This is a genomic window from Nocardia terrae (assembly GCF_009760405.1).
Classification (GTDB): Bacteria; Actinomycetota; Actinomycetes; order Mycobacteriales; family Mycobacteriaceae; genus Nocardia; species Nocardia terrae.
Map to the genome: position 1 here is coordinate 23,071 of NZ_WRPP01000009.1, position 17,263 is coordinate 40,333.

A 17,263-nucleotide genomic window follows, 5' to 3' on the forward strand; every position below is an offset into this window, starting at 1 on the left:
TGAGCCCGCAGCGGAGCCGAATCAATGCCTGGACGTTCAGCGCATCCTAGAGCTCGGACCGGCTACGAAATGCCGCCTTGGCATTTGGCGAGAACGGCCCAAACCGGAGCAGTCGAAACTGTAGGTATGCCCACCGGCGGTGGTCGCCGCCCAGCGAGTCGAACGGGGGAACGTAATGGTCGCGGCGACGAAACCCGGGTGCCGCGACGTCCGGTGACAGGCGCGAGGCGCAACTTGGCCATCAGAGGAGCGGAGTCAAAGTTGCTCCCTTTCAAGGAGTTACGAACGACACTCTCTCGCCCATGGCATTCTGGAGTAGCACCGACAGGTGCTCCGAGATGGTGCAGGAGGGGTTCAAATGACCGAATCAGCGGCCAGCGAGGTAGTGAGCCTTGATCAATCTGAAGTTGAGACAATCTACGTCTTGGCGAGCAAATACGGTGTCACGATTGAAGAGCTACCGCGGCTAGGCGCAGAGCCGGTAACGTTGGTAACCGTTATTCTAGTAGGGGGTTCGACGGCGATAGCTTGTGTTCTCCGTGCACTTGATCAACGGAGGGGCGGTCAGGTCATTGACCTTCGGGCCGGTGCTCGCAAGAAATTTTTCCGGACGCCAGATGTCGCATTCGGAACCTTTGTGATTATTGCTGCCGATGGTTCTGTAACCGTGCGCGTAAAGGAACCCGATCGAACGCTCGGAAAGCTGCTCTCTACTTTGCCTGAAATCCTGCCAGGGGGTGGCAGTGTCAGAGACGCGGCCACCGCCGTGTGCGGGGCATTTGAGCAAGAAGTCGAGTTGGAACCCGGCGACTGCCGACAGACCGAGGCGGGATAGTGACCGTGGACATTACCGCGCTGCAGATCCTCGACAGTTTGCGGCGGCAATCGGAAATGAGATTCGGGACACCTATTAAGTCAACTCCTGAAATAGTGCAAGAAATAGACTCGATCCTCAGGGGAATGACAAATTCGAATGCTGAGCTCTTGGAGTTCCTTGATCGTAAATCTGCCAGCTTGAGAGATGAAGAAAGGGCTTGGCGCCTGACGCAGGCTCACATTGAGGACGAGCTTCGATTGGCTGGGGGGATGCTGAATGGAATAGAGAAGCCTCTAGTAGGATGTCTGCAAACTGGCCAGCTCAACATGGTATCTATGCGCACCCCTTCGGGTGGGCACTTGATTCTAGTAGAACGAGATCTTGATCTCTTCTGTTGGAAACTCGCCAAAGCAGTTGCGTACGCAACATACTTTGAAGGTCAGGATGTCTTCCCATCATTTCCAATAAATGCCAAGGATGAAGCGGGGGGTGGCATACTCGGGGGATTTAGTGCATTGATTTCGGGAGATAACTATAATAGACGACTCGATAGAATTATCGAAGATCCGCAGTTTTCGCGCCACTTTTGCGATTTGATCGTCACGTATGCAGTCACCGGGGACACGAGACGCGTCTCTGGGCGTCCATTAGATTGGAGAGACTCGCAAGATCCCGTCATACTGTTCAGATCGATGGAGTACTTTCTTGTCGGACACGAGTATGGTCACCTCTGCTGTCGCCATTTCGACGAGGCCAATCGACGCAAGGGGGTGCTGCCTTGTGGGGAGGATGAGGTGTACGAGTGTGGATGGAAGCAGGAGATCCAAGCCGACTTCTTTGGGGCGGATATAGCGCTCAGCCTCGGAGGCACCCATGCCTCGCCCGTAAGGGAAGGTGTCACAGGCACATTTGAACGTGAAGTACCATTCCATCGAAGACTTACCGGTGTTGCAACATTTCTAATGGGAATTCAAACGATGGATCTTGCAATATCTGTCTTAGAAACGGGTTCTGAAGAATTTAGAAAGCTGGGGACTCATCCGGATCCCGTATTGCGTCTAGATTGGATTAATAAGTATGTAGATCGAAAAGCGGAAGAGAATCCGGCCTTCGCCGAGATGGTGCGCGCAGCGATAATCGGGGGAAGGTTGTATGGCCAAATTATAGCTCGAATGTGGGATCATGTTAGGCCGGTAGTTTTGGATCTCCATAGGCAGGGCGTAAGGCCAGCTCCCACCTGGCGATCCAATCTGAAATAGGTTGGAGCTATGGGGAATCGGTTCATCCATGCATCATCCGCTGATGTAGACGCCGGGCCCAGTCCTCCTCAATCGAGTACAGTGCCATACCGGCGTATGGCTGAAGCTCCCGGTGTTCTCCGCTGTTGACCAGGCGTTCGAAGCATTCGCGTACGTCCGACCTGTCACCCCAATACCCGAGGTACTCTATCGCCGTCATCCGGATATGCTCATCCGGATCCTGTACCGCCGCAATGAGAACCGGGACGAAGTCCTCGATCCCTTGGGGTCGTAGCCAAAGAATGATGCGCATCCGGTCGTCGCGTGGCAGAGCCATCGTAGCGTCGACCAGCGCAGCCGCTGTGAAACCGAGTCTGGGGAGCAGCGTCAGGGGACTACCTTCGAACGCATGCACTTCCGCAAACTCTGAGTCCGACAACGCATCCCAACCTCGCATTGTGTCGAGGAGCTCTCGAGCTAGTCGATTTTCTGGGTCTTCGACCAGTGAACGGCGAAGGGCGGCAACAGAATATCGGAAAAGAGGCAGGGAGTGCTGCTCGTAAGCGAGTCGAGACAGCCCATTGCCAATGCCGTACCAAGGTGGCGAGGCGTTGGGGACGCGATCTACAAGGTACGCGAACAGGCCTACGGCTACGACCAGCGTCGAGCTCCGCGTTAGGAATAGCAGTCCCGCCTTCTCCAGCCGGGTGTCCGGATCGTACGGACCGCGGTGAGGCCGCGCCGTCCTGCCGCCGTCACCGCTCGCTACGCGGACGTCTGAGCTTTCAGGCAGGTCTGCAGTCGGAGACGTCGACGGTGCGGGTTCGTTCGACTTCCGTGCATCTTGGAATGAGAGAAGTTGAGTGGCAAGGCTGCGCATCCGGCCCGGCCCAATCTTGGCCCAAAGGTCGTCTGCCTGGGACTTCATGTCTTGCTTCGGCGGGTGAAGGAGGGTGAAGAGCCAGACTAAGACCTGACGCTGTCGAGTAGTAAGGGCTTCCCATTCGCTGCCACTCGCCTCACTGAGCGTTCTCATGCAGTTGGCTAGTGCAGCCCTTTCATCTCCGTTCCACTCATTCTGTATCCACCGGTCATAACTCGCCTTGACGTCTCGCATGTGCACTTCGCGGACGGGCATACCTGTCAGAAACTTGTTGACAAGATGGACTTGCGGGTCATACTGCGACATTGCACCATCTTCCCCGGAGGTTCCACCTGGATCGGCCATTTCGCCTGAATCTCAGGTGATTCCAAGCCAAGGTAGGTTCCTGGCGTACCGAACTGCGTTCGGAATCTGATTCCCCGGCTTGCAGCCTACTATCCATTTCCGCATAGTTGTTCTCCGTATTGCGGACGCGGACAATGGGTACCAGCCCATTGCGCACGGTATGGATGCGCTCTGGGATCACATGAGTGGATTGTGTTTCTCGGCAGGCGTTCTGCTGGCTGGCTACCTCCGAAATCCGGCGTTGCAGACGATTTCGCCTCCAGCATCGGCACCGGGCCCAAGCCGGGCAGGGGCGGGCGGGGGGACATGCTGGGGGGTCGACACCCCCAGTATGGGGCCGATTCATACACTCGGGCAACATGATTCAGCTATTGCCAACGGCCTAGCGTCGGGGATGGCGGTGGCGGTCACGGTGGCCCCTAGCGGTCACGGTGGCCCCTAGCGGTCACGGTGGCCCCTAGTATGTCGCTGACCGTCGTGGCGGGACGGCACGGCGGTGCGATGGGTATGCATGGGTTTCGCCTCCGGAGAAGTTGATCCGTATGCAGGACTGGGTGACCTCGCGCACGGCAACTGCTTCTGCGGGTGTTTTCGATATCGATAAGCAAGGATTTCGGGGCGTCTTCCGCACGTCCGCCGGGGTGGACGGGCAGGTGCCCCGGTAGTAGGGGTGCAGACCACCGGGGCACCAACGACTCCACTGCGGCTAGTTCGTCTGGGAGGCTTTCTGCTCGGCTTCCTGCGCGGCCTTCTGGTCGGGGTGGAGCTGGAACTTGTGAGGGCGTTCGCAGGTCTCGATCGCGACGCCCTTGCCGACCAGGGAGAACAAGGCGTTGACGATCGCGCCGGAGGAGCGGTTGATCTCCTTGGAGATCTGGCCGGGGGTCGCCTCCTGACCGGGGTGATCGCGCAGCCAGTCCTCGACCAGCCCGCGCAGCGCGCCGGGCTGTGTGCCCTGGGACTTCTTCACCTTCTGTCCGCAGGTCGGGCACACCCCGGGCGTCGGCACGGCGGCCTCGATGGACGCGACCGGGGCCACCCCGCCGACCGGTTGCACACTGGTCTGCGTGAGAGCGACGTCCGCCGAGACAGTTTCGATGTCCGGGTCCGCGGCCGGTGCCGGGTCGGATTCGGGCACGGCGGTTTCGGTGTCCGGGTCGGTCTCGGTATCGATAACGGGCGACGCGGACTCCTCGATCGCAGCGGACTCCGCTGTGACAGAGTCGGTTTCGGCCTGTACTTCGGCAGCCTCGGTCTCGGCAATGCTCCACCGGTGCGCGGAGTCGGTGCCGGTGTCGTCGCGGGTGACGAATCCAGCGTCGAGCCATCCGGCGAGGATCTTGCGGGCGCTGGTCTTGGCGACCGAGCTGGCTTGGGCGAGCTCGTTGGTGGTAGAGCCAGGGTTCGCGGTCAGCGCGGCCCACAGGGCGTCTTCAGACGCAGTGCGAGCAGTGCCATCCACGGAGGTCGTGGCGTTGGTGGACATGACGTTCCCCTTCTCGAAAATCGCTTCGGAATCGGATGTCATGTCCCGGCCGGGACACATCACCCCGCCCGGTGCGCTGCCGGGGTGCGCGGGGTGACACGACCATGGACGCTCCGTGTGTGCGGTGATGTCAAGCGGAATTCGAAACAAGACGCGTGTACGGGATTGCAGCGCAGCGTATTCGGCGTATTTCGATTCCGGCGACTATCGGCAGCGCAGCAATTTCGTCATCGGTTCCGGATTCGAATTCGCGCGTATCGAATTGCGGCCTGGGCGGTGATGGCGTGAATCGGTCGGGTAGTGGCGGGCGGGGTGTCAGTCGGAACGGCGGCGGCGTTCCCAGGGAAGTCGTTCGCAGAAAAGGTGATCGGCTCGCCATTGATCGACGCACTCCGCGCAGAGGGTGTCTTCGTGAGTGCAGGAGCTGGTCGCGGCGAGAGGAATCTCGACCTGTTCGATACAGGGAGTGAACATTCGGCTGCCCGGGGCAAGGAAGCTGAAGTCCGCGAGCGCGCTGAGGGTCTTGCGATTGCGTTTCACCATCGGTCGCGACCTTTCGAAGAGGATTGGCCTGGGCAGGGATTCACTGCGCGGAGTCGCCCGAGACCGCGCTGGATGCGGTGAGCGGGGAGGTCGCGCCGAAGTAGTCGTCGCCCGGGTAGTGCAGATCCTGGACCCGCACCGGGATACCGAAAGTCGGAGCGTTGACGATCTTCGAGTTGCCCAGATACAGCCCGACATGGTGGATGTTGTCGGTAGTGCCGTAGAAAACGAGATCTCCTGGACGCAAAGCACTTTCAGAGATGATTGGCCCGGAGCGATACTGCTCTGCGGCGGTGCGGGGCAAGGTGAGTCCGATGGAGGCGTAGGCGGCCTTGGTCAGCCCGGAACAGTCCCAGCCGCCGTTGACCTGCGGGCCGTCACCGCCCCACACATACGGTTGTCCGAGTTGGGCGCACGCGAACGCCAGCACGACCGAGGCACGGTCGCCGCCGTGGACCCTGCCGCAATCGCCTGGGCCGGTGGGGGTTTGGCTGCGGTAGGCGGCGGCCTGGTCGAGAACTTCGTGCACGTACCAGTCGGCGTGGTTGTAGGTGAAGATCGCCGAGTACACATCCTCGGGGGCTCCGGAGTCGCAGAGGTAGTAGGCGGCGGCGTAGACCGCGTCGACCGGGTTGTAGCGCGAGGGCGGACTCGCGCCATCGGCCGGCATCGGGTGGCGCGAGGTCACGGAATCGAAAGTGGGAGCCAGGAACTGCATGGGCCCGGCGGCTCCGGCGAAGTTCTCCCCGGAACTGACTCCGGGCAGGGTGGAGCGGCCGTGGTCGGTCTCGACCTTGCCGATCCCGGCCAGCACACTCCAGTCCAGACCCGGACACGCCGTGGCTGCGCGCTGGTAGAGCACCAGCATGTATGGCGGGATATCCGAGACCGCTTCCTGGCTCGGTGCGCTCCCGACACCCGCATTCGGCGCGGTGCTGTTGGTTTGGTTGGCCACGGTGACGGTGGTGACCACGGCCGCGATCACGACCGAGGTGAACACAACGCTCACCCCGCCCGCGGCCAGCACCCGCGCCAACATCACCGATCACCCGGCTGCGCCGGAGGTAGTGGTGGTGGTGGAGCCAGCACCGCGTGACGGCCCGGCGGTGGGATCGGCACCGTCGCGGGCGCAGGGGTCACGCGTGGCCAGCGCGCAGTGAGCCCGTCCAGGCTCACGCGTTCGCTGCCGATGAAGTCCAGCGGCAGCCAGACCCGTTGCGCGGGGCTGGCGTTGGCGGGGTCGAGGAGATCGGCAGCGGCGGTGGCGACCGGCACCGTGTCGGGGTCGGCGAGCCCGGTCCAGATGTCGTGCAACGCTTTTCGCGCACCGATCTCCCGTGCCCTGGTGGGCAGCCAGAACAAGACGGGGGTGATGACCGCGCTGGTGCGGGCGAGTTCGGCGTAGCCATGCAGTTTCGCCGCCACCGTGCTCAATGCCATGGTGCCGAGGTCGAATTCGAGGAAGAAGTCCACGGCGGTCTCACCGCGGGTGTAGCGGCCGTATCCGTCGGGTCGGGTCAGGTCTCCCCAGAGGGCGCGGCATCGGTGCTCGGACCACCACGCCAGCAGCGCCGCGTCGTCGGCGCCGGGTGCGGTGGCGAGGGTGGTGAACCAATCGACGATGCCGAGGGTGTGGGCCAGGCGCAGGCTGTGGGCGATCGCGAGCGCGCGGTCGGGCCGGTACCCGAGATCGTGGACCTCCACCCCGGCCTCGGCGGCGAGCACAGCGGCTCCGGCGGGGCCGAGGACCCAGTGGGCGGGGGCGCTACCGGTGGTGCGCAGGGGCCGGAACTTCTCGAGTGCGCCGTAGCCGTGCAGCTGGGCCAGGCGGCGGCGGGCGAAGTTGACCGAGGAGAACGCCAGCGCGGTGAACTGGCCGGTGGTCAGCACACGATGTTCGTGGCACATGCGCAGCATCCAGCGGTCGCGTTCGGTCAGACGCTCGGCGAGCTGGGCGTGGGCCAATGCCCGCGACGGATACCGCAGTGCCGGTTGACGAATCGGGTCGGGAATCATCACGAAACTCCTGGGGTGTGAACGAAAGATGATGCGGCGCAGTCGGTTCGAGCGCACTTATGCGGCAGCTCGGTCAGGACAGGCGTGGGTCGGCCTCCGGCGGTGCGGAGTCGGCCGACTCAGGCACCGGATCCGCTGATGGGGCAGGCTTCTCGCGGGCCACATTCGCGGCTGTGCGGATCTCGCGGGCACGCCCCGGAACGGGGTCGGGCAGGGCGCGGGTGGTGAAGGTGAACGGCGGACTTTGTTGCCCGCCCACGAGCAGCCGGGCGACGGCGTGGTGGACGTCGAGGTGGGTCAGGTCGTGTTCGCCGAGGGCGGGGCTGGTGTGTCGGGCCAGGTCGCGGGCATCTTCGGGGGAGGCGGAGAAGATGATTTTGTTTCTCGCGTTGGCGGAAATGCCTTCGCGCAACTCGCGCGGGAGCTGGCTTTGGTTCTGGTGTGCCAGTACGAGTGACAGGTGTAAGCCGCGGGCTTCGGCGAGCATGTCCTCGATGGAGGTGGCCATGTGCAGGAAGTTGTGCGCCTCGTCCAGAACCAGCGAGGCGTCCGGGCGAGATGAGGGTGTGATGCTGGCGCGGGCGGTGGTGGTCTGCCAGGTGCGGGCCACGAGCAGCGATCCGACCAGGCGCGTAGTTTCTTCGCCGAGAACGCCTTTGGGCAGGCGGGCCAGGCAGATGCCGCCATGGTCGAGGACCTCGGCGAGGTCGAGGGTAGATTTGTCGGCCGCGATCGCGTCGCGCACGAACGGCCGCAGCAGGAAGGCCCGGAGTTTGTTGAGCAGCGGCGCGACGATCTGCGCGCGCCCGCCTTCGGACAGGCCGGCGTAGGAAGCCCAGAAGCCACGCAGCACCGGGTCGGAGACTTCGCGGGCGATCCGATCGAGGTTGGATTCCCCGGTCAGCAGCTTCACCAGATCCACCAGCGTGGGCGTGCCGGGCCGCGCACATAGAGTGCGCAGGGACGCGCGCAGCACGTCGTCGGTGCGCGGACCCCACCAGCGGGCGTAGATGCGGGAGAAGATCGCGACCAGGTTCTCCACCGCCAAATCCAGGCCCTCGGCGGTGGTGTCGAGCGGATTGATGCACGGCGGGCGGCGTTTGGAGTCGGCGTCGAAGAGCACCACCTTGTCCGCGAGTCGCCGCGGTAGTCGTGTCAGGACGTCGGTGATGAGGTCGCCTTTGGGGTCGATCACCACCTGCCCGCGCCCGGCCTCGGCATCGTCGAGGATCAGATGCGCGAGCAGGGTGGATTTGCCGACACCGGTCGCGCCGATGACCTGCAGATGGTGGCGGGCGTCGGCGACCGACAGCGCGACCGGCCGCCCGGTGCCGGAGTCGGCGACACCGAGCGGTTTGGCGTGCGGACCGCCGACCGGGATCGCGACCGACGGGGCCACGGCAGCGGCACCTGCGCGCGCCAGGCCCGGCACCGACGGGTCGAACGGCAGGTGCGCGACCCCCGCCAACTCGGCCACCGACAACAGGTCCCCGCGCCCGAGCCACCGCCCGTACAGCGCGGCGGCCAGGCGCAGCTGGTAGCGACGGCGATAGAAATTGTGATCAGCGCACGCCCCGAACACCGCCGCCACCGCGTGCGCGCGACCCCGCGCGACCGCTGCTGCCGCCGAGAAGGTTTCGCGGTTCGCGTGCGCGGGGACAGTCACCGCGGCGGCGTAGCGGATAAGCGTTTCGTAGTGTCCGCCACGAACTTTGGTGATCGTCGCCCGCGCTTGGGTGGTGTCTTCCATGCGGGCCTGCCGATCGGCGGGCACGCCGCCCTGATAGCGGGATCGGCGCGTCCCCACACCGGGTGTGAGGAAGTCGAGCACCTCGCGCAGCACGCCACGCCCCACCTGCACCGCGAAGGCTCCAGCCCCGGCCCGGCCGGCGGTCAGCGCGCGCCGCACCCGCCCGCCTGTGACCGGCCGCGCCAGGATCTGCACACACACCGATTGGCCGGGGTCGAGATCGGCTGCGGCGGTGAGCAATTCCCGCGCGATATCCCCGCCGTCGTAGTTGCTGCGGATGGGCAGCCCCTCGGGCCGCCCCAGCCGCAGCTTGCCCCCAGCCAGAAGCTGTACGAACCCGGCGGCGGGGATCGACAGCGGCAGGTCGGCGACTTCGCGGGTATCGGTGCGTGCACCCGGCCACGCCGAGGCGATGGCGCGCTCGATCAGGCCCGGCGGGATCGTGGCGGGCACCCACAGGCTGAGCGTGACCCCCTCACCGCCGGTTACCTGGTACTCGAAGCTCAGATGCGGCTGCCCATACAACAGTCGCTTCCAGCGCGGGCGCAGCAGGCCGATCAAATGCGACCACAACACCCCGGCCGCCTCCGGAGACACCGACGGCGGACACAGGATCCGCACCTGCCGCGCCCCAGCGGCGAGCCGAGACCGCCGAATCCGCCGCACACCCATGCCCGCGGCAAGGACGCCGATAGCAAGAAGGCCCACCATGATCGGATGTGCTCCGGTGAGCGGCCAGCGGGCCAGCTCGCTCACCCGCGCCCCGAACTGGCCCGGATCGGTGAGCCACCGCCCCAACCTGCCGAAGTCGGGGATCGGCGGAGTCGACGGCGCGGACATCAGGCAGCGGCTTCCGGCTCATCGAGAACGATCACGCTGTCCTCATCCGCGAGCAATGCCTCGTCACGGTCGGAAGCTTCGAAGCCGTCGAGATTCGCCGGCATAGCGACCTCGTTTTCGTCATCCGCGAGCACGACATCGGTATCGGAGTCCTCGCTCAATGCGGTCAACTGCGGAGTCGTAGTGATCAGCGAATCCTCGAAATCCGAAGCCAGCGAAGCAAACACGGTGCGATCGATACCCGCTGCCAACAAGCCCTGCCCTCGATCGGCGGCGAGCAGGAACTGCTTTTCGCCCTCCGACAGCGCGAACGCGGCAGCGACTTCGTCGATGGCTTGCGGGGCTTGCCGCAGCAGGATCTGGGTGGCGGCGTTGGCGATGATCGCGCGTCCCAGCTCGGTGGCCAGGACGTCGGCGCAGTCCTGGGTCGCTACGGTCAGGCCGGTCCAGTACTTGCGGAATGCCTTGGCCGCGCGGAACAGGAACTCTCCGCCCGCGTCCTGGCGGATCATCCACCATGCCTCGTCCACCACGACCAGACGCGGTCGCCGAGTACTCGGGTTCGACACCTGCCGCCAGGTCACATCCAAGGCCAGCAGCGTGCCAAGGGTTTTCAGCTCGTCAGGTAGCTCTCGCAGGGAGAACACGACCAGTCCGCCTTCAGGTGCGGTGGTGGTGTCACCGTCGATCAACCCGGCGAACGCACCTCCGGCCACGAACGGCGAGAGTGCTTGTGCCAGTTCGACACCGATGCTGCTTCCGCACACGCGCAGCTGTTCGGCCAGCACACTCAGCGTTGGAGCCGGGCGGGTCCAGGTACTCGGATCCTCGGTGATCCCTACAGCCGCGTAGGTGGCGGTCAGTGCGGTGTCGAGCACCGCCCGCTGCGCAGGTGTCTGCTCGCCGATCAGGACTCGGATCACGGTGTGCAGGAATAGCTTCCGCCGTGTCAGCGCATCGGCGGGGGCGGCGCGGCGGCCGTCGGCACGTACATGCAGTTCGAGGTCGAACGGGTTGAGGCGCACTCCTGGCGCACCCAGGGCCAGGATGGTGCCTGAGACGGCTTCGGCCAGGCGCCGATATTCGTCCTCGGGGTCGATGACGATGACCTCGATGCCGCGCTGCAACGAGCGCAGCAACTCCGACTTCACCAGGTAGCTCTTGCCCGCACCGGAGCGGCCGAGGATCACCGCGTTGTGGTTGTGGATGTCTTCGGCGAACCGATCCCAGAACACCAAACCGCTGGCGGCATCGCGGCCGTAGAGCACACCCTGTGGGCGGTGCGCGGTGACCGGATCCGCGACCGGAAGCTGCGGGGAAGTGAACGGGAACGCTGCCGCGAGCGCATCGGTGTCGAAGGTGCGGCCCACCTTCACCGGGTCCAAGCCCACTGGCAGGGTCGCGGTCCACGCCGGTATCGCCCGATAGGTCAGGTGGCTGGTGTCGATGAGCAGACTTGCCGCCAACGCCCGCACCGCGGCAACTTCTTCTGCCAGTTCGGTTTCGGAGCTCGCGTGCACGCTCAGATAGAGGCTGACCCGGAACAGTCGGCCCTCGCCGCGGGCGACGCGCGCCGACAGATCAGCGGCGTCTTCGGCAGCGACATCTAGCACCTCATCGGCCAACAACCCATAGGACGCGTTATGGCGACGTGAGGACTCCAGCCGGGCCTGCTGGCGACGCAACCTGTTCGCGGCAGTCACCGGATCGATCGGCTCGATATGCAACGCGAGGTCCACGCGGCCGGGATGCGCGAGCAACGGAGCAAGCCATCCGCCGGCCACCTCGCGTGGATAACCGGTCACCGCAAGCGTGCTCACCCAATCCGAGCCGACCTCGACATGACGGGACCCTCTGGTCAGCGACTGCGGCGTGAACGGTGAGCGGGAACCGAAGCGGATGCGACGCACCAGCTTCCGGCGCTGCGGTTCACCCTCGCTGAGCGCGTTCTCGTCGGCACCGAGGTCGGCTACGAGTTCATCTGTCGTGCTGGATTCACTCGTGATGACGGCATCGGGAGCGGCGATGTCGGCTGAATGCGGGACCAGGCTGCCCGGGTTGGTGGCCGAGACGAGGATCGCGGTGGCCTGCGCGTCATCAAGAGCGGTGACGCTGATGCCGAGCGGGGCCAGCATGTCGGTGGCCTCCCCGAGGCGGCGCAGCAGCCGGGTCTCAGCGGCACGACGGGCGGCGGCCGAGACTTCCCGCGCGGCACGGCGTCGGCTCGGCAGCAGCGAACCGGCGATTGTGCGCGCCGACGGTCCGGCCAGCCCCGGTGCGGCGGCCCCGGCTCCCGACAGCTGTTCGCGCCAGACCAGCAGTACCTGCCGATGCAGCAGATCTTCACCGGTCGCCAGCTCGCTCAGGAACGCCGCGTGATCGCGGGTGACCTCGGCCAGCTCTGGCGACATCTCCAGTGCGGAGTCGCGCAACGCTGCGATGCGACCGGTCAGGTCCAGGCGGGTGGCGCGGATAAGAATCTGCACCGGCTGGCGCAGGGTGTGCAGCCACCCTCCGAGCTGAGCCACCAGCGCGGCCTGCTCGGACTGGGTACGCAGCGCCAGATTCACCGTCCCGGCCAGCGCGACCGCCGCTACTCCGTCGGCACCGAGGTCGACAATCCCGACCTCGCCGCTGGCGTTCACCGTCTGCGGCAGCTGTGCTGTGGCGGATGTGATTGGTTGCTGTGCAGCCGATTTCGGCTTGCTGGTGGCACGGGCTGTGAGCCAGTGTGGGGCTTTGGCCAGCCCGTGTGGGGCGGCGACGAGGCGGTGCGGGCGCAACCGGTGACGGATCGCGGCGACCAGCAGCTGATCCCCGGACAGACCGTCGCGGGTGGTGAGGACCAGGCCGGTGACCAGCGCACCGATCGGGACCGCGGCGGCGACGAAGACCGGCGGGTCGATGACAGTACGGGTGAGCAGCCAGGTCCCGTATAGCGTCAAGGCGGTGGCGGCGAGGATCGCGAGTTGGCGGGCGGTGAATGGGCCGATCAGCTTGTCGCGGCGATCGACATCAGCGGGAATGCGTGCGGTGACGGTCATTTCGAGCTCCAGGGTGTGCGGCGGTTACGGCGACGGACGGGCAGATCAGGAAGCGGCAGATGCAGCTGCCGCCCCGCCGAACGCGAGACGGGAGGCATCGGCGGCGGAGTCGTGCGCGCGGGCGGCGGCGCGGCGCTGGTGCGTGGTGCCGGGACGCGGCGCACCTCGATCGGCAGCGGGTACTGGCCGCTGCGGGTGGGACGGTTACCGGCGTACGGGTCCGGGGTGGCGGGCACGGTGTAGTCGAAGGCCAGCTGTTTGGGTTGCGGACTCCGTGTGCCGGGCAGCGGTCTCGGAACCGGCGGTGGCGTTGGTGGGGAAGCCGGTTTGGGGACGCGCTGGACGGGGATGGGCAGCTGGTATTGGCCGTTTCGGCCCAGCTGGGGAGTGGGGCCGAGGTGGACCCCGCCGTGGAATTGCGGCAGCGGCAGCATCAGCTGGGTCCCTTGCGGCGCGGCGACCGGGATCGATGCAGCGTGTGGGATCGGTGTGGGCGGCGCGGGCTTGGGCGGCACCCGCTGCACTCCGGGCAGCGGGAGCATCAACTGCCCGCTTCGGGTCGCGCGGACCTTCGCGTATGGGTTGGGTGGCGGGGTCGCTGGGCTGGGCGGTCCCGGTTTGGCCTTCTTCGTTCGAGAGGCCGTGACGGCAGTCTTTCCAGCACCTTTGAGCAGGCCCATGGTCTTGTAGGTGATGAACCCGCGCACGATCGAAGACACCATCCCGTGGCCGGGGCTGATCTTGAGCGCGGACATCAGCCAGAACGGGGTCTTCATCAGCACCCAGCCCATGGCGAGCGCGACTATTACGTTCGTCAGGCCGGTCTTGGTGGGGCCGAAGAACCACCAACCTCCTGGGGAGAGAAAGACTTTCAGCCCGGTGATCAACACCATGGATTGCACGACCTGGATCGCCAGGCACGCGGAGAACGCACGCCACCACCAGCGGGCGATCGGCTCGGTTGCGGGCAGTGCGTAACACATCATCGCCAAGGGTGCCGCGACGATGAGCACGACCGTGACCGCGACCCGGATGACGTAGGTGATCAACAAGATCACCAGCACGATTGCCAACGCCTGGAGCAAGAACGTGGTGAACAGGGGAACTGAGAATGTCGGCCCACCGACTTGCAACATCGACTTGAACGCGGCGGTGGCGGTGTCGGTGGACATGTCGTCTCCGGCGATCGCGGTCGCGAGGCCGTTGGCGAAGCGGACCGCCTCGGTGGCGATCACCATGCTCATCGCGCCCGCGATGAACCCTGCAACCAACCGTGGCACGATCTCGCGCCAGCCCCATCGGGTTTGTGCGGTCTCGTGGAGCATGAGCAGCATGCCGGCGGCGATCACTACGAGCCCGTACATGGCGAGGACCAGCTGCCACGACGAGGACCACAGCACCTTGACCTGAGGCAGAGAGCTTGGATCGGGTGTCGTCAGTAGGGTTTTCGAGAGCAGATCCATCAGGGGGTTCAGCGCGGAATCGACCAGGCCGCGAAAGAATCCGTCGATCGCGTTTGAGACGCACGCGTCGATTTCGGTGATTCCGCAGTCCCGCTTGGTGCTACCTGACCCCGCCGATTCCCCGGGGTTTGCGGGCTGCGGGGCGGGCTGGCGTGTGGGCGCGGGCACCCCCGACGTCGTCGGTGCCGATGTAGGCGGTGCCGTAGGGACGGGTAGGGGCGGTGCGGGCGTCGTGGGTTCGGCCGCGCCGATCCCATTGCCCCACAACATGATCGCAGCCAACACAACCAACGCGAGCAGCAGCGCGCGTCGGGTCCAGCGTGGACCGGAGCGGATTGCGGCGGGCATTTCAGCCGCCCACGATCTGCTTGAGGACCGCCACTACCAGCGGAGCCAGCATCGCCAGCGCGTAGCCGATGCACGCGGCCTTGAGCGCGACCTTGGCGCGTTCGACCTCGCCCGGGTCACCGGAGCAGATCAGGTAGCGGGTGCCGCCGATGGTCAGACAAACCGTAGCGATCGCCGCGAGGATCCCGATCAGCCAGTTACGCAGATTATTCAGAACCTCTTCGAATGATCCGGCGACCGCGAGCACCGAGACCGGCTGTGCAGCAGCCGATCCGGACGCGTACATCAACGCACAGCCCAACGCGAAGATGCACACCAAGATGCGGGCCGCACCCATGCAGGGCCGGTTCGGACAGGCCCGGACGCCGGGTGAGGAGAGGGGAAGAAAAGGGGTTACGCGCATCGGCGATTCACCTCCGCAGGAGTTGGAAATGCGGGGATCCGAGTGGTCCTCGCGCGCCGTGTAGTTGCCAGCGACACCCCCATTTGCGACATCGAGGCGGGGCGAATTTGCGCAGTGCGAGATCTCAAGCGCGCTACCGCGTCCATCGCGTGCTGTTCGACCACGCTGGAGTGGTCGCTGCGCTGATCGGCCAGCCGCTCGCGCAGCCACACTGCTAGCTGGGCCTCGGCACGTGAGCGACGCTTCTCGAGCCGCTTGTAGGGCAGACCGATCTCGGCGGCCACCGCGGCCAGGGTTTGCGCTTGCAACCGGGTGGCCGCGATCAACCCCGCAGAATCCGAATCGAGCACACCCTCCGCGACCGCCTGCAACAGCAGCAGTTCCGGATGTCCGGGTGGGGCAGTGGCCACCTGCCGCGCGGACTGGCGTATTTCGCCCGCAGTCGTGAGCCCCAGTGCGGGTATAGCGGTGGCCACCTCGTGTCGCAACCACGCACGACCGCCAACGAACGCAGCCCACCGCAGCCGAGGCCACACTCCCGGCCGACCCAGATCCACCCGGCCGAGCGCCGACAAAAACGCGGCCAGTACTTGCGACTCAGCATCATGTGGCACCCGGACCGCGCGGCCACTGACGCGCCGCGCCATTGCTGAGAGCATCGGCAACGCGACACCAGCGCAGCGCAGCGCGTCCGCGTCCTGGCGGGCATAGCGCACCAGCCAAACCCAGACCGTGTCGACCGTCGTCAACGGCAACCCGGGATCGCACAACGCCTCCCGCAACCGGCCCCAACTCGCCACCGGACCGCCCAGCGCGATCACACATTCCGGCGGCAATCCGACCGGATCGGCGGCAACCGCATCGAAAGTCGAGCGCACCACCATCAACGGCGAGACGACTTTCACGTAACCCTGCGCATCACTCATTCCATCTCGTGAATTCATGACCATTCATCTCCTCGTTGAGAACGAACCAAATTGACTCATCGAGGACACAGATCGGCCGCCACCAAAATGCCGCCAAACAACCCCCGGGACGCCACCAAATAACCCCCGGTAGGCGCACATATCACCTGTTGCCAGAAGGGATCAACTGGCGGATCTAGGAGACAGAGAGTGCGGTTTACCTGGTGTTGTGTGTGCCTGGTGGGCACTAACCGAAAACTAACCGACTGAAGTTCAAAATGCCGAATCGGGAGCGTCGGAAAAATTCGCAAACACTTTTCGAGCCAATCTTGAGGTGGGCTGAGTGTTATCGCGGATCGCATGATTCCGAAGCCCACGCGGACGCAAAAACGGAGAGGGTTTGCTCGAAATCGTTTGTCGCAAATCGAGGGGTCCCTGGCAACTGAGGTCACGAAAACGCAATTTCTGCACGCCTCGAAGGAGCGTCCCTCATGACCGAATCCCAGCCCCGCCGACGTCGCCCAGCTACATCCTCGGCACCCATCCCCACGAGCATCTGGAACGCCGGACCCGCACCTCTGGCCGTCACCGGCTACGGGCCGCTGCGGGTGCTCGCGCGCGCAATCCACGAGTTCATGAATCCCAAGGGATTCTTCCTACTCGCGGCCCTGACTCCCCAGCAGGAAGCCCTCGCTCCCCGAGTGGTCACACGCCTGGCCACCGAGCTGCGCCATCACCTTCCCCCGACCTCAACCGGCACCGCGGCGTGCCCACTAGCGACTCCCCGGGCCGAGGACCCCGCAGATCTCATCGTGGCGAGCCTGCTGCCGCCGATGCCCAGCCCCGTCGACACCGATACTCTCGCCCGCTTGGCTTTCGGGGCGGACGAGAAACTCTGCGCACGCGGAATCCTGGCGGTGATTTCCCGCCACAGCAACGACTCCCACGGTCGCCTGATCGACCCCACAGGTCCCGTCGTGGCCGCAGCCCAAGCCGCCGACCTGCTCTACCTGTCCCACATCGTTTCTGTTCCGCTCGAAGGAGACACGGTCACCGCCACCGAAGTATCCGGCGCGCACTCCGGCCGACACCTCAACGGACACCTCGATATTTCGGTCTTCCTCAACCCCGAAGCCAGACACCCCGCTACCACCCTTGACCAGGTCGCATGACCACACCCAA

At 65.1% G+C, this 17,263-nt stretch carries 12 protein-coding genes; 3 read left to right on the forward strand and 9 right to left on the reverse strand.

Annotated features, from left to right (window positions below; all coding sequences use genetic code 11):
- Positions 1-358: 358 nt before the first annotated feature.
- Both GPX89_RS34525 and GPX89_RS34530 read left to right on the forward strand, forming a co-directional pair.
- Positions 359-835 (forward strand): hypothetical protein, encoded by a 477-nt coding sequence (locus GPX89_RS34525; RefSeq protein ID WP_157391951.1) that lies wholly within the window; start codon positions 359-361, stop codon positions 833-835.
- Positions 835-2,076 carry a hypothetical protein gene (locus GPX89_RS34530; RefSeq protein WP_157391952.1) on the forward strand — a complete coding sequence of 414 codons (1,242 nt, stop codon included), beginning with the start codon at positions 835-837 and terminating at the stop codon, positions 2,074-2,076. Before GPX89_RS34525 ends, GPX89_RS34530 begins: the two co-directional genes overlap by 1 nt.
- Before the next feature lie 22 nt (positions 2,077-2,098).
- Here the strand turns inward: GPX89_RS34530 and GPX89_RS34535 are convergent, their stop codons facing one another.
- From GPX89_RS34535 to GPX89_RS34575, 9 genes are all read right to left on the reverse strand, one after another.
- The gene (locus tag GPX89_RS34535) at positions 2,099-2,470 is read right to left on the reverse strand and encodes a HEAT repeat domain-containing protein (RefSeq protein WP_157391953.1); all 372 of its coding nucleotides are present in this window, start codon (positions 2,468-2,470) and stop codon (positions 2,099-2,101) included.
- Between the two features lie 1,519 nt (positions 2,471-3,989).
- Positions 3,990-4,769: a MarR family transcriptional regulator gene (locus GPX89_RS34540; protein WP_157391954.1), complete on the reverse strand. Its 780-nt coding sequence runs from the start codon at positions 4,767-4,769 to the stop codon at positions 3,990-3,992.
- Positions 4,770-5,352: 583 nt separating this feature from the next.
- Positions 5,353-6,351 (reverse strand): C40 family peptidase, encoded by a 999-nt coding sequence (locus GPX89_RS34545; protein WP_157391955.1) that lies wholly within the window; start codon positions 6,349-6,351, stop codon positions 5,353-5,355.
- Positions 6,351-7,328: a replication-relaxation family protein gene (locus tag GPX89_RS34550; protein ID WP_157391956.1), complete on the reverse strand. Its 978-nt coding sequence runs from the start codon at positions 7,326-7,328 to the stop codon at positions 6,351-6,353. The genes GPX89_RS34545 and GPX89_RS34550 overlap by 1 nt, the downstream gene beginning before the upstream one ends.
- Positions 7,329-7,401: 73 nt before the next feature.
- Positions 7,402-9,918, reverse strand: coding sequence for a type IV secretory system conjugative DNA transfer family protein (locus GPX89_RS34555; protein ID WP_235948799.1), 2,517 nt, complete (start codon positions 9,916-9,918; stop codon positions 7,402-7,404).
- On the reverse strand, positions 9,918-12,962 hold the full coding sequence (locus GPX89_RS34560) for a PrgI family protein (RefSeq protein WP_157391957.1): 3,045 nt from the start codon (positions 12,960-12,962) through the stop codon (positions 9,918-9,920). The genes GPX89_RS34555 and GPX89_RS34560 overlap by 1 nt, the downstream gene beginning before the upstream one ends.
- Complete coding sequence (locus GPX89_RS34565; RefSeq protein ID WP_157391958.1) at positions 12,959-14,425, reverse strand: conjugal transfer protein TrbL family protein; 1,467 nt, start codon at positions 14,423-14,425, stop codon at positions 12,959-12,961. The genes GPX89_RS34560 and GPX89_RS34565 overlap by 4 nt, the downstream gene beginning before the upstream one ends.
- A 349-nt stretch (positions 14,426-14,774) precedes the next feature.
- A complete protein-coding gene (locus GPX89_RS34570) occupies positions 14,775-15,110 on the reverse strand; it encodes a pilin (RefSeq protein ID WP_235948802.1) in 336 nt (111 codons plus the stop codon).
- Between the two features lie 56 nt (positions 15,111-15,166).
- On the reverse strand, positions 15,167-16,102 hold the full coding sequence (locus tag GPX89_RS34575) for a hypothetical protein (protein ID WP_157391959.1): 936 nt from the start codon (positions 16,100-16,102) through the stop codon (positions 15,167-15,169).
- A 470-nt stretch (positions 16,103-16,572) separates the two neighbouring features.
- Here GPX89_RS34575 and GPX89_RS34580 point away from each other — a divergent pair, with 470 nt between their 5' ends.
- On the forward strand, positions 16,573-17,253 hold the full coding sequence (locus GPX89_RS34580) for a hypothetical protein (RefSeq protein WP_157391960.1): 681 nt from the start codon (positions 16,573-16,575) through the stop codon (positions 17,251-17,253).
- Positions 17,254-17,263 lie beyond the last annotated feature (10 nt).